Genomic DNA, 16547 nt, shown 5'->3' on the forward strand with positions numbered 1-16547 from the left:
TCTACCATATTACTTACAACATTTTCTTATTTCATCAACTACAATATTAAGCTCTTCTTTAATAACTTTTCTAAAATCTGCAATAAGTTTTTCCTGGTAAGATCTGTTTATATCTTCAGCATCGCTCATTATTTTTTTCATGTTAGGATCATCCATCATTTTTTTGATATCCATATCCTCAATAGTCTTTTTTATAATGTTTTCCATTTCTCTTTCTTCTAGACTTGTTTCTTTATTTTCTACCATAAAAAACCTTCAAAAAATTGCATTATAAGAACATTTTATCATTTAAATATTACTAATATCTATATTATATTTTATTTATTGTATATATTGTAATAATTATTGTATACATTGTAATAATTTTGTAGACTATAACCTATAAACTATTAAGTTTATTTTTTGTAAAATGTCTCTGAATAATATACTTTTAGGTAAAATTTTTCATGATATAGGGAATTTGATGTCATATCTTTCACTCTATCGTGATGTTATAGAGGATGATATAGAAGAAATTACGAAAGAAAAAATTATAGAAATTATTAACACAATTATTAATAATTTTTTAGTGATGCAGTATGCTTTCAATATGTTTAATTGTACTTATAACTACAAAGATAACATAAAAAAATATTTTGCTATAAAAGATTGTTATATTGATGTTTTATTTAACGAGATATCTCGTGATGAGATAGTTGTTATCACTAACATGCTTTTGTTCTGTTTAAAAAATAAAGCCACGAAATTTATTATTGTTGACAGAATTAACGAAAATGATCTTTCTATTGTTATGAAGGATTTTGATTACTCTAAATTACCAAAATACTTAGAGATGATTAAAAATGAATCAGAAAATCCAAATTCTCAGTTTATGCATGAATTTATGAAAGAAAATTTTTCTATAAAAACACATGAAAAACAAGATAATTTTGGTTTTCTGATATCCAAAAAATGATACTTTTTACTTAATCTGTTGATGCAACGTTATCAAGTAATAGATCTTTTTCTTTGTTTATTTTCTTTTCTATATTTTGTATTCTACCTTCTTTAAGTGTTATTACAGCATCTACACATTTAAGTATAGATTTCTTATGAGTCATAACAAAAGTTGTTATACCTTTCTTCTTCGCATACTCCATAACGTTTTCCAACAACTTATCTGATCTTTCATCTAAGTTTGAATTGGGTTCGTCGAAAACTAAAAGATCTATATCTTCGTAAAAACACCTTGCTATACCAACCAGCTGTTTTTGACCTCCAGATAACTCTATACCACCGTTTCCTATTATAGTATCGTACCCATTAGGAAGGCTCTCTATGAATTTATCAATACCAATTATTTGAGCAGCATTCTTGACTTTTTCCATATCTATATTTGGAGATAGTCTAGATATATTATGCTTTACTGTTGTATTAAATAATTCTATTTCTTGTGGTAAATAACCAACTTTTTTACCAAACATTTGTCTGTCATAATGATAGACATCATTTCCATTTAATTTTATTATTCCTGAATTTGGTTTATATATACCAACAATCATTTTTGCTAAAGTAGATTTACCAGAACCACTTTCTCCTATTAAACCTACACAAGATCCAGTGTTTACTGTCAAATTTATTTTATCAAGTACTAATTTATCTCTGTTTATTTCATGAGAGTAAATTAAATTAATTATTTCTATAAGAGCACCTTTATCTGATTTTTGTGATTCTTCTTCATCAATCATTGTATTTTTGGAATCTCTAACAGGGCTATTATTTATTATATCCATAATTCTGTTATAAGACTGCTTTAAATTGGAAAAGAAAGATAAGCTATTTATAGCAGAATCAAAAGGTGCTACAGCTCTTCCTATCAAAATAGAAGAAGCTATTATACTACCACAAGATTTCCCTTGAGTTACTGTTAGGTAAGCTCCCAGAGATATAACTATAATTTGTATATTATTTCTAAAAAATTTAGTTATAGACATTATTATGGAAGACAAAATGCTAGATTTAGAGCTATTTTGTACTGCTAAACCATTCTTTTTTGACCAGAAAGACATAACATTTTCTATCATACCCATGCCTTCTAGGACTTCAAAATTTCTAGATATATTATCCATACTATGGATATTCTTTATCATATTTTCATTGTTTTTCTTTAGCAAAGAGTAGTTCATTCTATTATTAATGAAAGCCATTGTGGAGAGAATAACAATTGCTGATATTGATAAAAATCCCATGTATTTGTGAATCATAAATAGGACTAATATGTATATTATTGTCCAAGGCAAATCCATTATTGAGAAAAAACTAGGAGACGTTAGAAAGTTTTTTATAATTGAAAAATCCCTTAAAACTTCACCAACGGATAATTTAGGATTTTTTACCTTTGAAGATATTGTTCTTCTTATTAAATCAGAAGACAACTTTGTATCTAGCCATTCACTTACTTTTACAGACATTATAGACCTACAACTTTCCAGTACAGATGATATACATATGGAAAAGAAGGTTATGGAAAATAAAACCATCAAAGTATTAAGACTACCGCTAGATATTACGCGATCCAACACCTGTGATGTATAAACAGGTATGAACAAAACTAACATATTGAGAAAAAAACTGAAAATGAAAGAATACAAAACAACAGTTCTACAGTTCTTTATTGCTTCCATAAAAAAGTTTTTTCCTATACTTTCTTTTTTATCCTTTTTATAGAACATTACTTTAACAAAATATAGATAACATAATATATATTATATAGCAAAATTTAATACAATATGTCTTATTTTATTAATTTTTTTTTAAATTTTGTTCATAGAATTGTTTTCTAGCTTCCATTATATCTTTTTCTAAAATAGTTGAAGTTCTCTTGTAGCCTCTTATATTAAGAGAAAATCTTTTTAATTCGTTAGCTGTTAAGCCAATGTAAAATGTAAGGCCAATACTAATTATATTTTTCTGGATATCATCTATTATTTTGGCACTTTCTAGTACATTTAAGGATATGTAAATTGATAAAAATAGGACAAATAATATCCACATCCTATTTATAGAAAACCAAAAAAAATTAAAAATAAATGCATAAAAATTAAAGCCTTTTTTTATAAAAAATTTATTTTTTTTACCTTCTTTTTCGTATACATAGTATATTTTTTTCATATGTTTTTTACTCTATAGATCTCATAATATATGATATAACAACAATGTTTATATAATATTACTATATTAATTTTTATTATTTTTTATAGAATATCCATCCCTTTTAGAGGGTTTAAACCCATTGTTGTTCTTTTTTCATTTATAGTCATAAAACTATTTTTCTCCAATAATTCTGATAGATATTTCTTCTTTTGTATAGATACATTTATATCTTCTTTGTTGAAGTCAAAAAAAGTATTTTTTTCAATATCATTTCTTAACCATATATTGATTTTATCTCTAATTTTTTCTGCTATAGGAAACACAGTATTTTCCCAGAAACAAATTCTAGCTTCTAGATAATTATTATATTTGTTTTCTCCTGGAATATTCAGTAATTGAGAAGGAACCCCAAAGGCTGTAGCTATATCACGAGCATTACTTATTTTATTTTCTAAAAAATCCATATCTTTAGGAGAAAAGCTCATTTCTTTCCATTCCAAGCCTCCCTCTAATAAAAGTGGTTTACCAGAGTTTTTATTCCCCATATATTCATCAATCTGTGATTTTAACCTTAAATATTGCTCTTCCGATAAATTAAAATTACCATTTTTATTATCTTTAAAAGACAATACTCCGCTTGGTCTTGCAGAATTATTTAAAAGAGATTCGTTCCATTCTGAGCTTTTATTATACTGATTTATGTTTTTGTATACAGTACTAGTAATAGATAAACCATATTCTTCATTGGAAGGATTGAATGATTTAATATGTAAAATGTTGCACTCTCCGTTTAATGGATTAACATCAAACTCAAATTTTTTATCTTGTATAGTATAAAAATATTTTATAGGAATATTATTTGGTCCTTGAACTATTTTTATCCTATTTGGGTTTATTGCATATATTTCAGAGATTGAGTTACATTTAACTTTCAATAAAAATGAGTTCCCATTAAGAAGTATATTTGAAACTATTTGTTCAAATAACTCTTGTCTAGTTTGAGTGGTGTTAGGGGTATCTAGCAATTTTCTTAATTTGCAATTTTTTTTTATTTTTTTTGAATTTTTTGCATAATTTTCATACTGATAGGTCTCTATAGGTATTGAAGATACAGATTTTGCTATTAAATTTACACATCCAAATACTATGGGGTTATTAAGGTAACTTTCTTCAAAATTTTTTTCATCTTTTATCTTTTTATGTAATGAATTTGTCTCATATACATGTTCATAAATGTTTTTAAAATTTTTTCTCTTGGCTTTATTTTTTATTAAATAATTGATTAACATTTTTATATTAAATTCTAAAATAGCGGATTATATGTTATTTTTTCTTTCTTAATAAGCAAAATAGATGTAATCTTTCTATCGTGCGTGTTTTTATTTTTTAATTTTTTTGTATATGTATATATTTTATGAAAACTGATAAATCAGAAGATTTTTTAATTATTGATGGGGAGGTTATAGCTCTTTTACCTAATGTTAATTTTAGGGTGAAAATAGGAAGTCAAGATAAAAAGAAAGAAACAGTAGTTCTTGCCTATACTTCTGGAAAGATAAAAAAGAATAGAGTTAAAATATTGGTGGGCGATAAAGTCAAAATGGAAATATCGAAAAAAGACTTAAAAAAAGCCAGAATAGTTTACAGATACAAGAAAGATGATTATAGATCTTTTAAATAAAGGTGTTTTTTTTATGCATGTTATTTTATAATAACCAGATTGCTTGAGTTTTTTACTTTTATACAAAATGACTTCTTTAAATAAGGTTCTTTTAATGGGAAGACTAGGGAAAGATCCAGAAATAAGAACTATGAATAATTCAAAACAAATGGCTACTTTTTCCATTGCTACATCAAATTTTTGGATTGATAGAGATACAAATGAGAGAAAAGAGTCAACGGAATGGCATAATATTGTTGTATATAAAGAAAATATAGTTTCTCTTTGCCAAAAATATATTAAAAAGGGTTCATTGATATATTTAGAAGGAATCCTAAAGACACGTAAATGGGTCGATTCTAATAACAATAATAGATATACGACGGAAATTATATTGAATAATTCAGGCGATCTTAAAATGCTTGAGACAAAAAGAAATGAAGGCTTTGGCAATAATTATGATGCAGAAAATTCTTCTACTACAGAGAATAGTTCAGGCAATAATGTTGAAAAAAACATTGTTGATATAGATGATGAAATACCTTTTTAGGTATCTCATTTCTTTATCCATCCCCCCCCCAATACTTTTGAATCTTTATAGATTACACATGCTTGACCAGGAGATATAGCAAATATTCCTTCTTCTTTTATTTCAATTTTTGCTGATTTATTATCTTCATTTATATTAACTTTCGCTTTTATCTTTTTTATTCCTGATCTTATTTTTATAGATACATCGTCTAGATTTTCCTTTTTTTCTAGCCAATTTTCTATATTTATGTCGAAGTAATCTTTTTTTAGATCTTCTTTTATTCCTACTGTTATTTCATTGTTTTCTTTATTTATTTCTGTCACATAAAGAGGCTCTGAAAAAGATACTCTAAGGCCATGTCTTTGGCCTATTGTAAATTTATGTATACCACTGTGTTTTCCTAGTATCTTGCCATTTTTTAATATTATATTTCCTTCGTTATTATTTTCTGTAGAAATTTTATCTATTATTTTGTGATGTTTGCCATCTCCAACAAAACATATATTTTGACTATCTTTTTTATTTGCTGTTGGAACGCCCATTGTTTCAGCTAAATGGCGAGTTTCATTTTTTTCAATATCCCCGAGAGGGAATCTTAAAAAATCTAATTGTTCTTGAGTGGTGGTGAATAAAAAATAACTCTGATCTTTTTCCAGATCTACCGCTTGATGTAATTCTGCTTTTTTATTTTTTATCTTTCTTCTTACATAATGACCAGTAACAAGGGTATCTGCTCCTAGATTTTTACTAAGTTCCAGTAAATCTCTGAATTTCACTGTTTGATTACACAATATACAAGGAATAGGCGTTTCCCCTGATAAATAAGATTGTGCAAATTTTTCAATAACTTCTTCTTTAAATATTTTTTCGTAATTTATTATATAGTGCGGAAAACCACATTTTTCAGCTACTTTTTTTGCATCATATATATCTCTATCGTTACAGCAAGTCTTTGTACTACTATTTTTTGATTGATATAATTTTAATGTTATTCCTATTACGTTACATCCTTTTTTATGTAAATAGGTTGCTATAGTAGAACTATCAACACCACCTGACATTGCGACTATAGCAGTCGTATTATGTAAACTTTTTCCTTCTATTAGATTATCTATGTTTATCATTTATTATTTAGAATATATAACATATAAAAAAGAGATCCGTATAATTTGCTTTATTATAGATAAATAATACCATTTAAATTACAAACTAGACTTTTTTTTTATATCATGAATGTAAAAGATCTTGCTAAGAAATTTAATATTCCTACAGAGGATGTTGTTTTAATAGAAAATATTTTATCTAAGGGGATTCTTAGTGAAAATAATCTTCTTAATGAAGTTATATCATATACCATGAGTGCACAGGGGAAAATGATAAGGCCTTTTTTATGTCTTTTTATTTTTTATGCTTTTGGAGGGGATAAAAATAATGTAGATAAAGTTATTAATTCAGCTGTTGCCATTGAATTGATGCATATTAGTACTCTTTTGCATGATGATGTAATAGACAATGGGGCTTTACGTAGAGATAAAAATACAGTAAATAGAAAATGGGGAGATAGAGTTAGTATCCTTTCTGGTGATTTCATAATCAGTAAATCTTTGCAATTTATTTTAAAAACAGAAAACATAAAAGTTATAGAACTTCTTTGTGATTCTGCTTTTAAACTTATTGAAGGTGAATTTTTACAGATGGAAATGGAGGGTGTTTTAAATGATAAAAGTGTATACAATTATTTTAAAATGATTGAAAAAAAGACATCCCCGCTTTTTTGTTTAGCCTGTCATGTGGGTTTGTTATTTTCTGGTAATACAGAAGATCTGTCAGAAAAAGTTATAAAATTTGGAAATAATATAGGAATAATATTTCAAATATTAGATGATATATTGGATTATGGAGCGGGACATTCTTTTGGTAAGAAATTTTTCTCTGATATAAAAGGTGGGAAAATAACTTTACCACTTATTGTTGCATATGAAGAATCTTCTGATGATGAAAAAAATGTTATTAATAAATTTTTAAAGAAAAGAAGTGAGAGTGATATAGATAAAATATTGGATCTAATTTATAAGAATAATTCGTTAGAAAAAGCAAGGTCTTTTGCTATAAAAAAAGCAGAGGAAAATATAGAAATTATAAAAACAACCTTGAAGAGTGATCTTATATGTAAAAATTTACTTTATTTTATGAAAATTTTGATAGACAGGGAGAATTGAATATTTTTATTTAGATTTATATTTTATATGTTCTTTAATTTTCGTATGCCTAGAAGAAATTTTTTTCTTGTAGTAGATCTTGGTAGCAAATACATAAAATCTATATTGGTTAACTTTAGTTTAAAAACAGGAACAATAAAGGAAATAATGGATTCTTATGTAATAGAATCTAGTGGAGTAATTGGTGATAACATAATAAATGTTCAGCAAATGCAGAGCAGTATATCTGAAATTTTAAAAAAAGCAGAGAGAAGATGCGAAGAAAACATAGAAGATGTATATATATGTTTTTCTAAAGTTGATATAAAAACCAAGGTGATTAATGAAAAAATTAATTTATCAGATAAGAAAATATCTTTAGTTAATATAGAAAATTTGATGTCTAGGATAAGTAATTGCTTTGATGATAATGTTATGAATATAGTCCCTCTAAATTATTCAATTGATAACATGAAGGGAGTGAAAAATCCTATAGGTATGTATGGGAAGAAAATGGAAATTTGTTCTCATGTTATATGTATTTCTGATACTTCAGTTCTTAATATAAAACACTGTTTGGCTTCCAACAATCTATATTTGAATGGATGTAGTGTTTCTGCTTATAGTTCAACCCTTTCTGTGTCTCTACCAGAGGAAAAAAACTTAGGTATATTTGTCGTGGATATTGGACACTTTTTCACCTCTGTGGGTTTTTTTAGGGATGATATGTTTTTGAAATCAAATACTATCTCTTTGGGTGGAAGAAACATTACAAATGATCTTGCTTATGCTTTGGATATCAGTATAGAAGATGCGGAAAATATAAAAAGAAAATATGGTGGAGCATATTTTACCAATAAGTTCAGTGATAAGGAGACAATAAAAATAGGTAATAAAACATTTGATGATAGGGGGATCCCAGTATATAGCATAGTAAATTATATAAGACCTAGAGTAGAAGAGATATTTGATATTCTTTTTAGTGAAATTAAAATTAATCATAAGATAATTTTAACAGGTGGTAGTTCTAGATTAATAGGAATAAAGGAGCTTGTGAGTACTATGTATGGCGTAGAGGTAGAAATAAGAGCGCCATTTTACTCTGATGTGGATAGTGTTAATAGTAATGCCGTATCTCCTAGATTTTCGTCTTTGGCTGGGATGTTATCTATTTTTAATAATAATATAGAATACAACGGCAAAATAAATAAGGAAAAAAAGTCGAATTACATTAACAAAATAATGAGTATATTTAATTAACAGAACTGTTCTTTATAGAATCACCAATTTTATCAAGAATGCCATTGATGAAATTTACATTTTTATCATCTAGATAAAATACTTTGGAAATCCCAACGTATTCATTGATAATGACATCTTTGTCGGTATCATTGAAAAAAGTAAATTCTGCCACAGCCAATTTTAATATACACAATGTTATCAGATTTAATCTTTCTATTGACCAAGTGTCTTTTAGGTGTTTTTTTATAATTTTTAGAAATTCATTCTCTTCTTTGATGGCGTTTTCTACTAAAAATAACAGAAAATCATAATCTGTTTTATCTTTGTTTTGGCTATTATTATTTTCTTCTATATTGCATATTTCTTTTATTGTACTTTTTATATCATTTGCATATTGTTCAAAGTGCTTCTTATTAAAGTCGAAGCAATATAAGGATTGAATAGCAAAAATTCTAGCGTTTTTTTTTTCGTAGATATTACACATTTATAAATATTTATATTAATTTATATAATTTTAGCATATCTACGCATGCCTTGGCTGCAACCAATCCATAATTATTTGGATTGCTAATATTTTCTGACCTATCAATTGCATATTTTTCATCTTCACAGTGGATTATTCCGTTGGTTACGCAAATATTGTGCTTGGTTATTAGATTAGATATTCCAGCTTCAAGAAAATTTAATAAGAATTCATCATGTTTTGTTTCATTTTTTATGATGCATCCTAAAAGAACTATAGCTTCTATATCTTTTCCATATTTATTAGCTAATTTGGAAACAACAGAGACCATTTCAAAGCATCCAGGTATATGTACAGTATTATATTCAAGATTATGTTCCTTGAATATTTTATCAGCACTTTCAAGCAGTTTATAAGTAATGTGATTATTGGTATCTGATACTACTATAAAAATCATAAAAAAATATATTGTAAATCTACTCGATTCTATTATCTGTTTTTTATATACTCTCTACAAGTATTTCTTTGCTATAAAAATTTTCATAAAAGAGCTTTGTAATATCGAGAATAAATTACTTGATATCCAATAAATCAACAAGCCAGAAGGAAAAGAAGCAGATACAAAAACAAACACATATGGCATAAATTTTATTATCTTTTCATGTTCAGATTGCACCTTCCTTTTACCAGTAGTGAGATATTGTTGTACAAAAGTAGAAACCCCTAAGAGTATAGAAAGAATACCAAGACTTCCCAGCATGCCAGGAGGAGTCCAATCTATTAATCCAAACAAATTGAAAATACTCGTTTTATCAGGAGATGATAAATCTGTTATCCAATTGAAAAATTGAGCTTGATACATATCAACTGAAACATATAGTACCTTATATAGAGAAAAGAAAATAGGTATCTGTATTAGCAGAGGTATTATATCTGACAAAGGATTGACCTTGTTTTTTTTAAAAAGTTTCATTGTTTCTTGGCTGATTTTGACCTTATCGTCTTTAAATTTATCTTTTATTTTTTGTATTTCTGGAGATATTTTTTGCATCTTTAAAGTAGATACATAAGATTTCAAACTAATTGGAATCAGTGCAAATTTTATAATTATCGTAAAAATTATTATAGTCAGTCCAAAATTATTGATAAAAGTATTGATGTAATCTAGAAATATCATCATTGGACGTGTGAATATATACAACATCCCCAAATCAAGAGATCTGTCGAATTTTTGTATTTTTAGTTCATTTTTATATTGATCTAATAAATTTATTTTTTTAGGACCTGAGAAAAAGTAATTTTCGCTTTCATGTTCTTCTTTAGGAAGAATTTGATATTGATCGCTTACATAATGAAATTGTATTCTATCTTTTAGATTAGCTACGGTCGTATAATCGGTATTTTCTACATCAAATATCAAAGAGCTTATCCAATACTTACCCGTAGTAAAACCAGCCCAATTATAATCATACCTTTCATTATTTTCTAATATTTTTGTTTTGGTTTTTCCCTTTATTTTACTATATTTTTTTTCTGTGAAATCATTGTTGATTGATGATACAAATCCTTCGTGTAAAACCATGTTAGTCTTAGATTTTGAGTATTCAGATATGGATTTACTAATTCTTCCATAATCTCTTAAAACAATGTTTTTATCAGAATTATTAATAACTTTTTGTGTCATTTTTATCATGTAATTATCGTCCAATGATAGTACATTTAAAAAAGTAACATTGTCTTCGTTTGTAAAAGAGAAAACCTTTTCTTCTTCATCGTCTTTTATTTTTTGCCACAAAGAATTTTTATTAGGAGTTTGTGTACTTTGTGATATCCAACCATTTTCAATAAAAAAAGCATTATCAGTACCTATAGGATATAAAGTTGAGACATTATCTTTTTTGTTTAATGCATAATAAAAATTTTTCATTTTTATATCATCTATTTTTAACCCCTTCAAAGTGATAGAACCTTTTATCTTATCATTTTCAAAAAATACTCTTTCTCCAGAATTATCCATAGCAATTGCATAAGATTTGTTATGCTTTTTTCTAACTTCTGTTATTTTTGTTTTATTGTTATCTTTTGTGAGATCTTTTTTCATACCAAAGAAATAATTCCAAGTAACAAATAATATTAATGATAAGGAAACTGCTATTATTAAATTTCTATTTTCTGACATTTTTATTGAAAAATTTCTAATGATTTATTTAAAAGATGGATTAATGTGTGCTTCCAACGATTAGTCTACAACAATATACATTTTACATACAGATATTTATATTGTAAATTGTTTATATCTACAGTTGTATGACTGTATTTAATCATTTTTTACTTAATTTTGCTAAACTAACGGTGGATTTCAGATTGATTGCCATTTTAGAAGGCTTCAAAACAAAAACAGGATTTTTTTATGATCCTGATGAAAATATGTTAAAATCTTTCTGTGGATCAGAGGATTTTTCTTGTGAAGAGGGAATTCCTATTATGATGATGGATAATGCAAAAGATATAGATGAATAAATTCATTTTTAATAAAATTGATTTAGAATACTCCTTCTCTTTGCTGAAATGTTTTTTTAATAGAATTGGTTTCGCCCCATTTTGTGGTTTTGAATTGGAATTTTATGCGATTGATGAAAGCGTTTCTGTAGAAGAGTTGGAAAAGATATTTGGGTTTTTGAGTTTTTTTCATTGCATTAAAAAAGAAAGAGGGAAAAATCAATTTGAATATGTCACAAAGTGTTCTTCTGATATTTGTGGATTGATAGAAGAGTTATATTTTGTGAGAGAATTTTTGAAAAAAAAGGGTTTTTTATTTAATTCTAAGCCTTTTTTGGGAGACTATGGAAGTAGTTTTCAAATGAATTTTTCTCTTTTCGATGAAAAAAATAATAACGTTTTTTTATGTGATACAGAATGTTTGCATAAAATTGTTGCTGGTATTCTTTATTACATGAAAAATAATATGCTATTTTATGCTCCAACCGTTTTTTCTTTTGATAGATTTAAATATTCAGATCATTATACACCTTCTGTGATAGGATGGAGTAATAATAATAGAAAAACTTCTGTTAGAATAAAAAAAAAATTGGAGTTATAGAAAACAGATTATCGGGTAGCGATGTTGATTTTACAAATGTAATAATTGCTTTTTTTTACTCTGTAATTTGTGGTGTTAAAAATAAATTTCCCCTAAAAGATGAGAGTTTTTGTGGGGAAAAAGTTCCTCTTTTTGCAGATGATATAGTTCCACTTAATTATGTAGAGGCACAAAGATATTTCCAACCTTTTTCTATGGAGGATTTTGTAAATTTATGTAAAAAATAATGATTGTTTTTTAAATATGGTTATGTTGACAGTTTGTGTTTTTTTGTGTTAGATTGTTTTTATCGGTTTTGCTTTCTTTAAGACTGTTCCTGCCTTTTAGCTGGACTTCTTTTTTTATTTTCCTTTTTCCTTTTTCTTTTTTGGTTTCGTAGATGAGTTCTTTACTTGGAGATAAAACCCATGCTGTTGTTGGGTCTGATATTGATGATGCTGTGATAGATAAATCATCAGCTGCATTATTAGTTGATAAGGTTGAAAAACCTTCTGGTGCTATTATAAAAAGTAGAAGAAGATCTAATAATAAAAATCATGATAACAATGGTGAAGCACAAGATGCTAAAACAGAAGAATCAGAGACAGAAAAAAATGTTGAAATAATAGATGTTTCTTTCTTAAGAAAATATTCAATTGGTAAGCTTCTTGAAGTTGCAAAAACGGAGAATTTGGATGATATATCTGGATTGACTAAATCCGAATTAATATCCGCTTTAGTAAAGAAAATCTTTGAAAGAGGGGGGGCTTCTGTTATTAGTTCAGGAGTTGTAGAGGTTTTAGGAGATGGCTTTGCATTTATAAGAACTATAGAAGCAAATCTTGTTGCTAGTCCTGATGATGTCTATATTTCTCCAGGGCAAGTTCGGAGATTTTCTTTAAGAACAGGTGATAATGTTGTGGGAGAAATAAGAGTTCCCAAGAAAGATGAAAGATATTTTGCTCTTACAAAAATTATATCTATAAATGGTGAATCAGTTTTCACTAAAAGCAAATTTGTAAATTTTGATAGTTTGACCCCTGTTTTTCCTAATGAAAAGTTAAAATTAGAATGTGAATCTTCAGGTTTAAGCAATAAAGAAAATATAAGTGCAAGAATAATAGATATTATGGCTCCTTTGGGAAAAGGACAAAGGGCGTTAATTGTGGCTCCTCCAAAAACTGGAAAGACAATGCTGTTAAAAACTATAGCTCATTCTATAGCACAAAATCATAGCGATACACACCTTATGGTTCTTTTAATTGATGAAAGACCAGAAGAAGTAACTGATATGCAAAGATTCGTTAAAGGTGATGTTATAAGCTCCACATTTGATGAACCAGCACATCGTCATGTTCAGTTGGCTGAATTGGTCATTGCGCGTGCTAGGAGAATGGTTGAAAGAGGCAGAGATGTCGTAATATTACTTGATTCGATTACTAGATTGGCTAGAGCTTATAATGCAGTAGTACCTTCGTCTGGTAAGGTATTAACAGGGGGTGTTGATTCTAACGCTTTACAGAGGCCTAAAAGATGCTTTGGTGCTGCTAGAAATATCGAACAAGGTGGTTCTTTAACAATTGTTGCTACCGCATTGGTAGAGACGGGCTCCAGAATGGATGATGTTATATTTGAAGAATTCAAAGGCACAGGTAACTGTGAAATAATTTTAGATAGAAAATTATCTGATAAGAGAATATTTCCTGCTATTGATATTACTAGATCTGGAACTAGAAATGAAGAAAAATTGATAGATAGTGAGATTCTTAGTAAAGTATGGATTCTTCGTAGAGTTCTTAATAATATGGGAGTAAGTGATTCTATGAGTTTTTTAAGAGAAAAAATAGAAATAACAAAAAATAATAATAGCTTTTTTGAAGCAATGAAAAATTTTAGTTCTAATTAGGTTTTTTATTATTTTTTTGACTTTTTAATATCTAAGTTATAAAATACTTCAAAGTTTTCTGATTTATTTAAGAGGTTTCTAGTTTGTCGAAGAAATATATAGTTCATCATGGTGATGTTGATCAAGCATATAGAACTCTGAGAAAGGATAAACAAAGGGAAGGAATTTCTCCTGTGAGAAATGTTTATTACGAAAAGCCTTCTGCAATTAGAAGGAAGAAAAAAATAGATAAAGCTAGAAAAATACAAAAGAAGAATTTCGTGAGTGTGAAAAAACACTAATCCCCTTTTTATCTGCAGGGGATTATTCATGTGTTCATAAATTTTATGTCTGATTTATAAGGCTTTTTAGTATCTTTTGTTATTTAGGAGTTATCATTTCTTCTGGCTTTACTAATTTTTCAAATTCTTCTTCAGAAAGAATATTCAGTTCTTTTGCAGACTCTTTAAGAGATATCCCTTTTGCGTGAGCATTTTTTGCTATTTTTGCGGCATTGTCATAACCGATATGCTTATTAAGTGCCGTGACCAGCATTAAGGAACTGTGTAGCATTTTATCTATTCTTTCTATATTTGGCTTTATTCCTTTGAAAGTATTCTTGTTGAAGCTATTTATTGCATCAGATAGGTTGTTTATCGATAACAAAACATTATATGCTATCACAGGTGCAAAAACATTTAACTGGAAATGTCCATTGGAACCGGCTACGGTTATTGCTGTATTATTTCCCATTACTTGACAACAAACCATAGTCATTGCTTCACATTGAGTTGGATTAACTTTGCCAGGCATTATTGAAGAACCGGGTTCATTAGCTGGAATTTCTAATTCTCCTATGCCACATCTTGGGCCAGATGATAATAACCTTATATCATTTGCTATTTTCATCATCGAAGATGCTAATACATTTAAAGATCCACTTACTTCAACAATTCCATCTCTACATGATAAAGATTCAAATTTATTTTCTGCCGATACGAAAGGTAATTTAGTGTGCTTAGCCACTTTTTTTGCAAATGCTTTCCCAAAACCTTTTCTTGAATTTATTCCTGTTCCAACAGCAGTTCCTCCTTGTGCTAATTCATAGATGTTATCAAGAGATTTATTTACTCTAATGATAGATTTTGATATCTGTTGATAGTAAGCTGAAAATTCTTGTCCAAGAGTGAGAGGGGTGGCATCTTGCATATGTGTTCTCCCAATTTTTATTATATTTTGAAATTCATCAACTTTTTCTTTTATAGTCTTCTTAAAATTCTCAAGAGCTGGTAATAATTTTTTATTTATAGCAATGGCTGTTGCTATGTTTATAGCAGAAGGAAATGTATCATTAGATGATTGCCCCATGTTTACATGATCATTCGGATGAACCGGATCTTTAGAGCCTTTTTCTCCCCCTGTTTTTTCTATGGCAATATTAGAGATCACTTCATTGATATTCATATTACTTTGTGTTCCAGAGCCAGTTTGCCATACTGAAAGAGGAAAGTGTTCTTTATATTCTCCTTTTGAGATATCACTTGCTATTTCTATTATTAAGGCTGCTATTTCATTTTTTATATCTTTGTTTTCTTTGTTTACTTCTGCTGCACACATTTTAATGATACCTAAAGCTTGAATTATTTCTTCAGGCATTTTTTCTTTTCCTATGGCAAAATTTTGCAAAGACCTCTGAGTTTGCGCACCCCAGAATTTATTATCTTCGACTTCTATTTCTCCTATTGAATCTCTTTCTATTCTAGTTTTCATATAAATAAAAAAACAATAATAAATTTTTTTACTCATGGTTATATCATGAAATGTTTAAAAATCTAGGACTATGAGTATATAAAAATTACTATTGGTAATTCTATTAACAAATTAAAATATTTTATTAATTCTAGTTTGTGTACTTTGTTGTAAAAATTTTACTCATATGATATCCTGAAGCTAGTTTTATATGGCTGATTTCTATGAGTTCAAAAATAAAGGATCCTATAAGAATATACGAAATGGTTTTCTTAGCAAGTAACACTTTGGGTACTTCAGGAGTGGTAAATCTGATGGAAGGTATAAGTGATTTGCTTAAAGACAATGGCATGAAAATTTTAGCAAGCAATAATTGTGGTCTTTTTGACCTTAAATACTCTATTAAAAGAAGTAATAGAGCTTTTTATATAATTTTTTATGTTGAAAATGAAATCCATGCAAATCTTTTGGAATTTGAAAGAAAGATAAAATTAAATGCTGTGATAATACGTCATTTATTTATCAAAAAGAAGTGTTTTAATCCAGAAAAAGATACTGGTACTATCACCATTGGTTCTAATGATTAGTTTTTTAAGTTTATAGTTTT

The 16547-nt window shown here is 27.6% G+C and carries 19 protein-coding genes; 10 read left to right on the forward strand and 9 right to left on the reverse strand.

The features are described 5' to 3' along the window. Nucleotides 1-9: 9 nt before the first annotated feature. Nucleotides 10-246, reverse strand: a complete 237-nt coding sequence (locus GUI12_00320) for a hypothetical protein (GenBank protein ID UAT42612.1) — start codon at nucleotides 244-246, stop codon at nucleotides 10-12. A 163-nt stretch (nucleotides 247-409) separates the two neighbouring features. On the opposite strand from GUI12_00320, the gene GUI12_00325 reads away from it, so the two are divergent. Next, the gene (locus GUI12_00325; GenBank protein ID UAT42613.1) at nucleotides 410-955 is read left to right on the forward strand and encodes a hypothetical protein; all 546 of its coding nucleotides are present in this window, start codon (nucleotides 410-412) and stop codon (nucleotides 953-955) included. Nucleotides 956-965: 10 nt separating this feature from the next. Here GUI12_00325 and GUI12_00330 read toward each other — a convergent pair whose 3' ends face one another. The 3 genes from GUI12_00330 to GUI12_00340 form a co-directional block, all read right to left on the reverse strand. Then, on the reverse strand, nucleotides 966-2711 hold the full coding sequence (locus GUI12_00330; GenBank protein UAT42614.1) for a type I secretion system permease/ATPase: 1746 nt from the start codon (nucleotides 2709-2711) through the stop codon (nucleotides 966-968). Between the two features lie 70 nt (nucleotides 2712-2781). Further along, nucleotides 2782-3150 carry a DUF2628 domain-containing protein gene (locus GUI12_00335; GenBank protein ID UAT42615.1) on the reverse strand — a complete coding sequence of 123 codons (369 nt, stop codon included), beginning with the start codon at nucleotides 3148-3150 and terminating at the stop codon, nucleotides 2782-2784. 83 nt (nucleotides 3151-3233) lie between these two features. Beyond that, a complete protein-coding gene (locus tag GUI12_00340) occupies nucleotides 3234-4421 on the reverse strand; it encodes a phage portal protein (protein UAT42616.1) in 1188 nt (395 codons plus the stop codon). Between the two features lie 125 nt (nucleotides 4422-4546). Here GUI12_00340 and infA point away from each other — a divergent pair, with 125 nt between their 5' ends. Both infA and ssb read left to right on the forward strand, forming a co-directional pair. Continuing rightward, nucleotides 4547-4813, forward strand: a complete 267-nt coding sequence (gene infA / locus GUI12_00345) for a translation initiation factor IF-1 (GenBank protein ID UAT42617.1) — start codon at nucleotides 4547-4549, stop codon at nucleotides 4811-4813. A gap of 67 nt (nucleotides 4814-4880) precedes the next feature. Then, entirely contained in the window at nucleotides 4881-5342 is a 462-nt protein-coding gene (ssb, locus tag GUI12_00350; protein UAT42618.1) for a single-stranded DNA-binding protein, read from the forward strand. Nucleotides 5343-5347: 5 nt separating this feature from the next. On the opposite strand, the gene mnmA is transcribed toward ssb, so the two are convergent. Then, complete coding sequence (mnmA, locus tag GUI12_00355; protein ID UAT42619.1) at nucleotides 5348-6448, reverse strand: tRNA 2-thiouridine(34) synthase MnmA; 1101 nt, start codon at nucleotides 6446-6448, stop codon at nucleotides 5348-5350. A 105-nt stretch (nucleotides 6449-6553) separates the two neighbouring features. Between mnmA and GUI12_00360 the strand changes: the two genes are divergently transcribed. Together GUI12_00360 and ftsA are read left to right on the forward strand one after the other, a co-directional pair. Continuing rightward, nucleotides 6554-7543 carry a polyprenyl synthetase family protein gene (locus tag GUI12_00360; GenBank protein UAT42620.1) on the forward strand — a complete coding sequence of 330 codons (990 nt, stop codon included), beginning with the start codon at nucleotides 6554-6556 and terminating at the stop codon, nucleotides 7541-7543. Nucleotides 7544-7570: 27 nt separating this feature from the next. Next, nucleotides 7571-8782 carry a cell division protein FtsA gene (ftsA, locus tag GUI12_00365; GenBank protein UAT42621.1) on the forward strand — a complete coding sequence of 404 codons (1212 nt, stop codon included), beginning with the start codon at nucleotides 7571-7573 and terminating at the stop codon, nucleotides 8780-8782. Here the strand turns inward: ftsA and nusB are convergent. The 3 genes from nusB to yidC are packed head-to-tail and all read right to left on the reverse strand — an operon-like array spanning nucleotide 8775 to nucleotide 11406. Further along, nucleotides 8775-9248 carry a transcription antitermination factor NusB gene (gene nusB, locus GUI12_00370; protein ID UAT42622.1) on the reverse strand — a complete coding sequence of 158 codons (474 nt, stop codon included), beginning with the start codon at nucleotides 9246-9248 and terminating at the stop codon, nucleotides 8775-8777. The two genes, ftsA and nusB, sit on opposite strands and share 8 nt — an antisense overlap. 10 nt (nucleotides 9249-9258) lie before the next feature. After that, nucleotides 9259-9684, reverse strand: a complete 426-nt coding sequence (locus GUI12_00375) for a hypothetical protein (protein ID UAT42623.1) — start codon at nucleotides 9682-9684, stop codon at nucleotides 9259-9261. Between the two features lie 54 nt (nucleotides 9685-9738). After that, entirely contained in the window at nucleotides 9739-11406 is a 1668-nt protein-coding gene (gene yidC / locus GUI12_00380) for a membrane protein insertase YidC (protein ID UAT42624.1), read from the reverse strand. Nucleotides 11407-11534: 128 nt separating this feature from the next. On the opposite strand from yidC, the gene GUI12_00385 reads away from it, so the two are divergent. The 4 genes from GUI12_00385 (at nucleotide 11535) to rpsU (ending at nucleotide 14493) form a co-directional block, all read left to right on the forward strand. Further along, nucleotides 11535-11747: a hypothetical protein gene (locus tag GUI12_00385; protein ID UAT42625.1), complete on the forward strand. Its 213-nt coding sequence runs from the start codon at nucleotides 11535-11537 to the stop codon at nucleotides 11745-11747. After that, nucleotides 11740-12327, forward strand: coding sequence for a hypothetical protein (locus tag GUI12_00390; GenBank protein ID UAT42626.1), 588 nt, complete (start codon nucleotides 11740-11742; stop codon nucleotides 12325-12327). The genes GUI12_00385 and GUI12_00390 overlap by 8 nt, the downstream gene beginning before the upstream one ends. Before the next feature lie 379 nt (nucleotides 12328-12706). After that, nucleotides 12707-14212: a transcription termination factor Rho gene (locus GUI12_00395; GenBank protein ID UAT42627.1), complete on the forward strand. Its 1506-nt coding sequence runs from the start codon at nucleotides 12707-12709 to the stop codon at nucleotides 14210-14212. Between the two features lie 83 nt (nucleotides 14213-14295). Further along, complete coding sequence (gene rpsU, locus GUI12_00400) at nucleotides 14296-14493, forward strand: 30S ribosomal protein S21 (protein UAT42628.1); 198 nt, start codon at nucleotides 14296-14298, stop codon at nucleotides 14491-14493. Between the two features lie 79 nt (nucleotides 14494-14572). Here the strand turns inward: rpsU and fumC are convergent, their stop codons facing one another. Next, the gene (gene fumC, locus GUI12_00405; GenBank protein ID UAT42629.1) at nucleotides 14573-15961 is read right to left on the reverse strand and encodes a class II fumarate hydratase; all 1389 of its coding nucleotides are present in this window, start codon (nucleotides 15959-15961) and stop codon (nucleotides 14573-14575) included. A 203-nt stretch (nucleotides 15962-16164) separates the two neighbouring features. On the opposite strand from fumC, the gene rpsF reads away from it, so the two are divergent. Continuing rightward, nucleotides 16165-16527, forward strand: a complete 363-nt coding sequence (rpsF, locus tag GUI12_00410) for a 30S ribosomal protein S6 (GenBank protein UAT42630.1) — start codon at nucleotides 16165-16167, stop codon at nucleotides 16525-16527. Nucleotides 16528-16547 lie beyond the last annotated feature (20 nt).

This window comes from Anaplasmataceae bacterium AB001_6, assembly GCA_020002265.1.
GTDB lineage: Bacteria > Pseudomonadota > Alphaproteobacteria > Rickettsiales > Anaplasmataceae > AB001-6.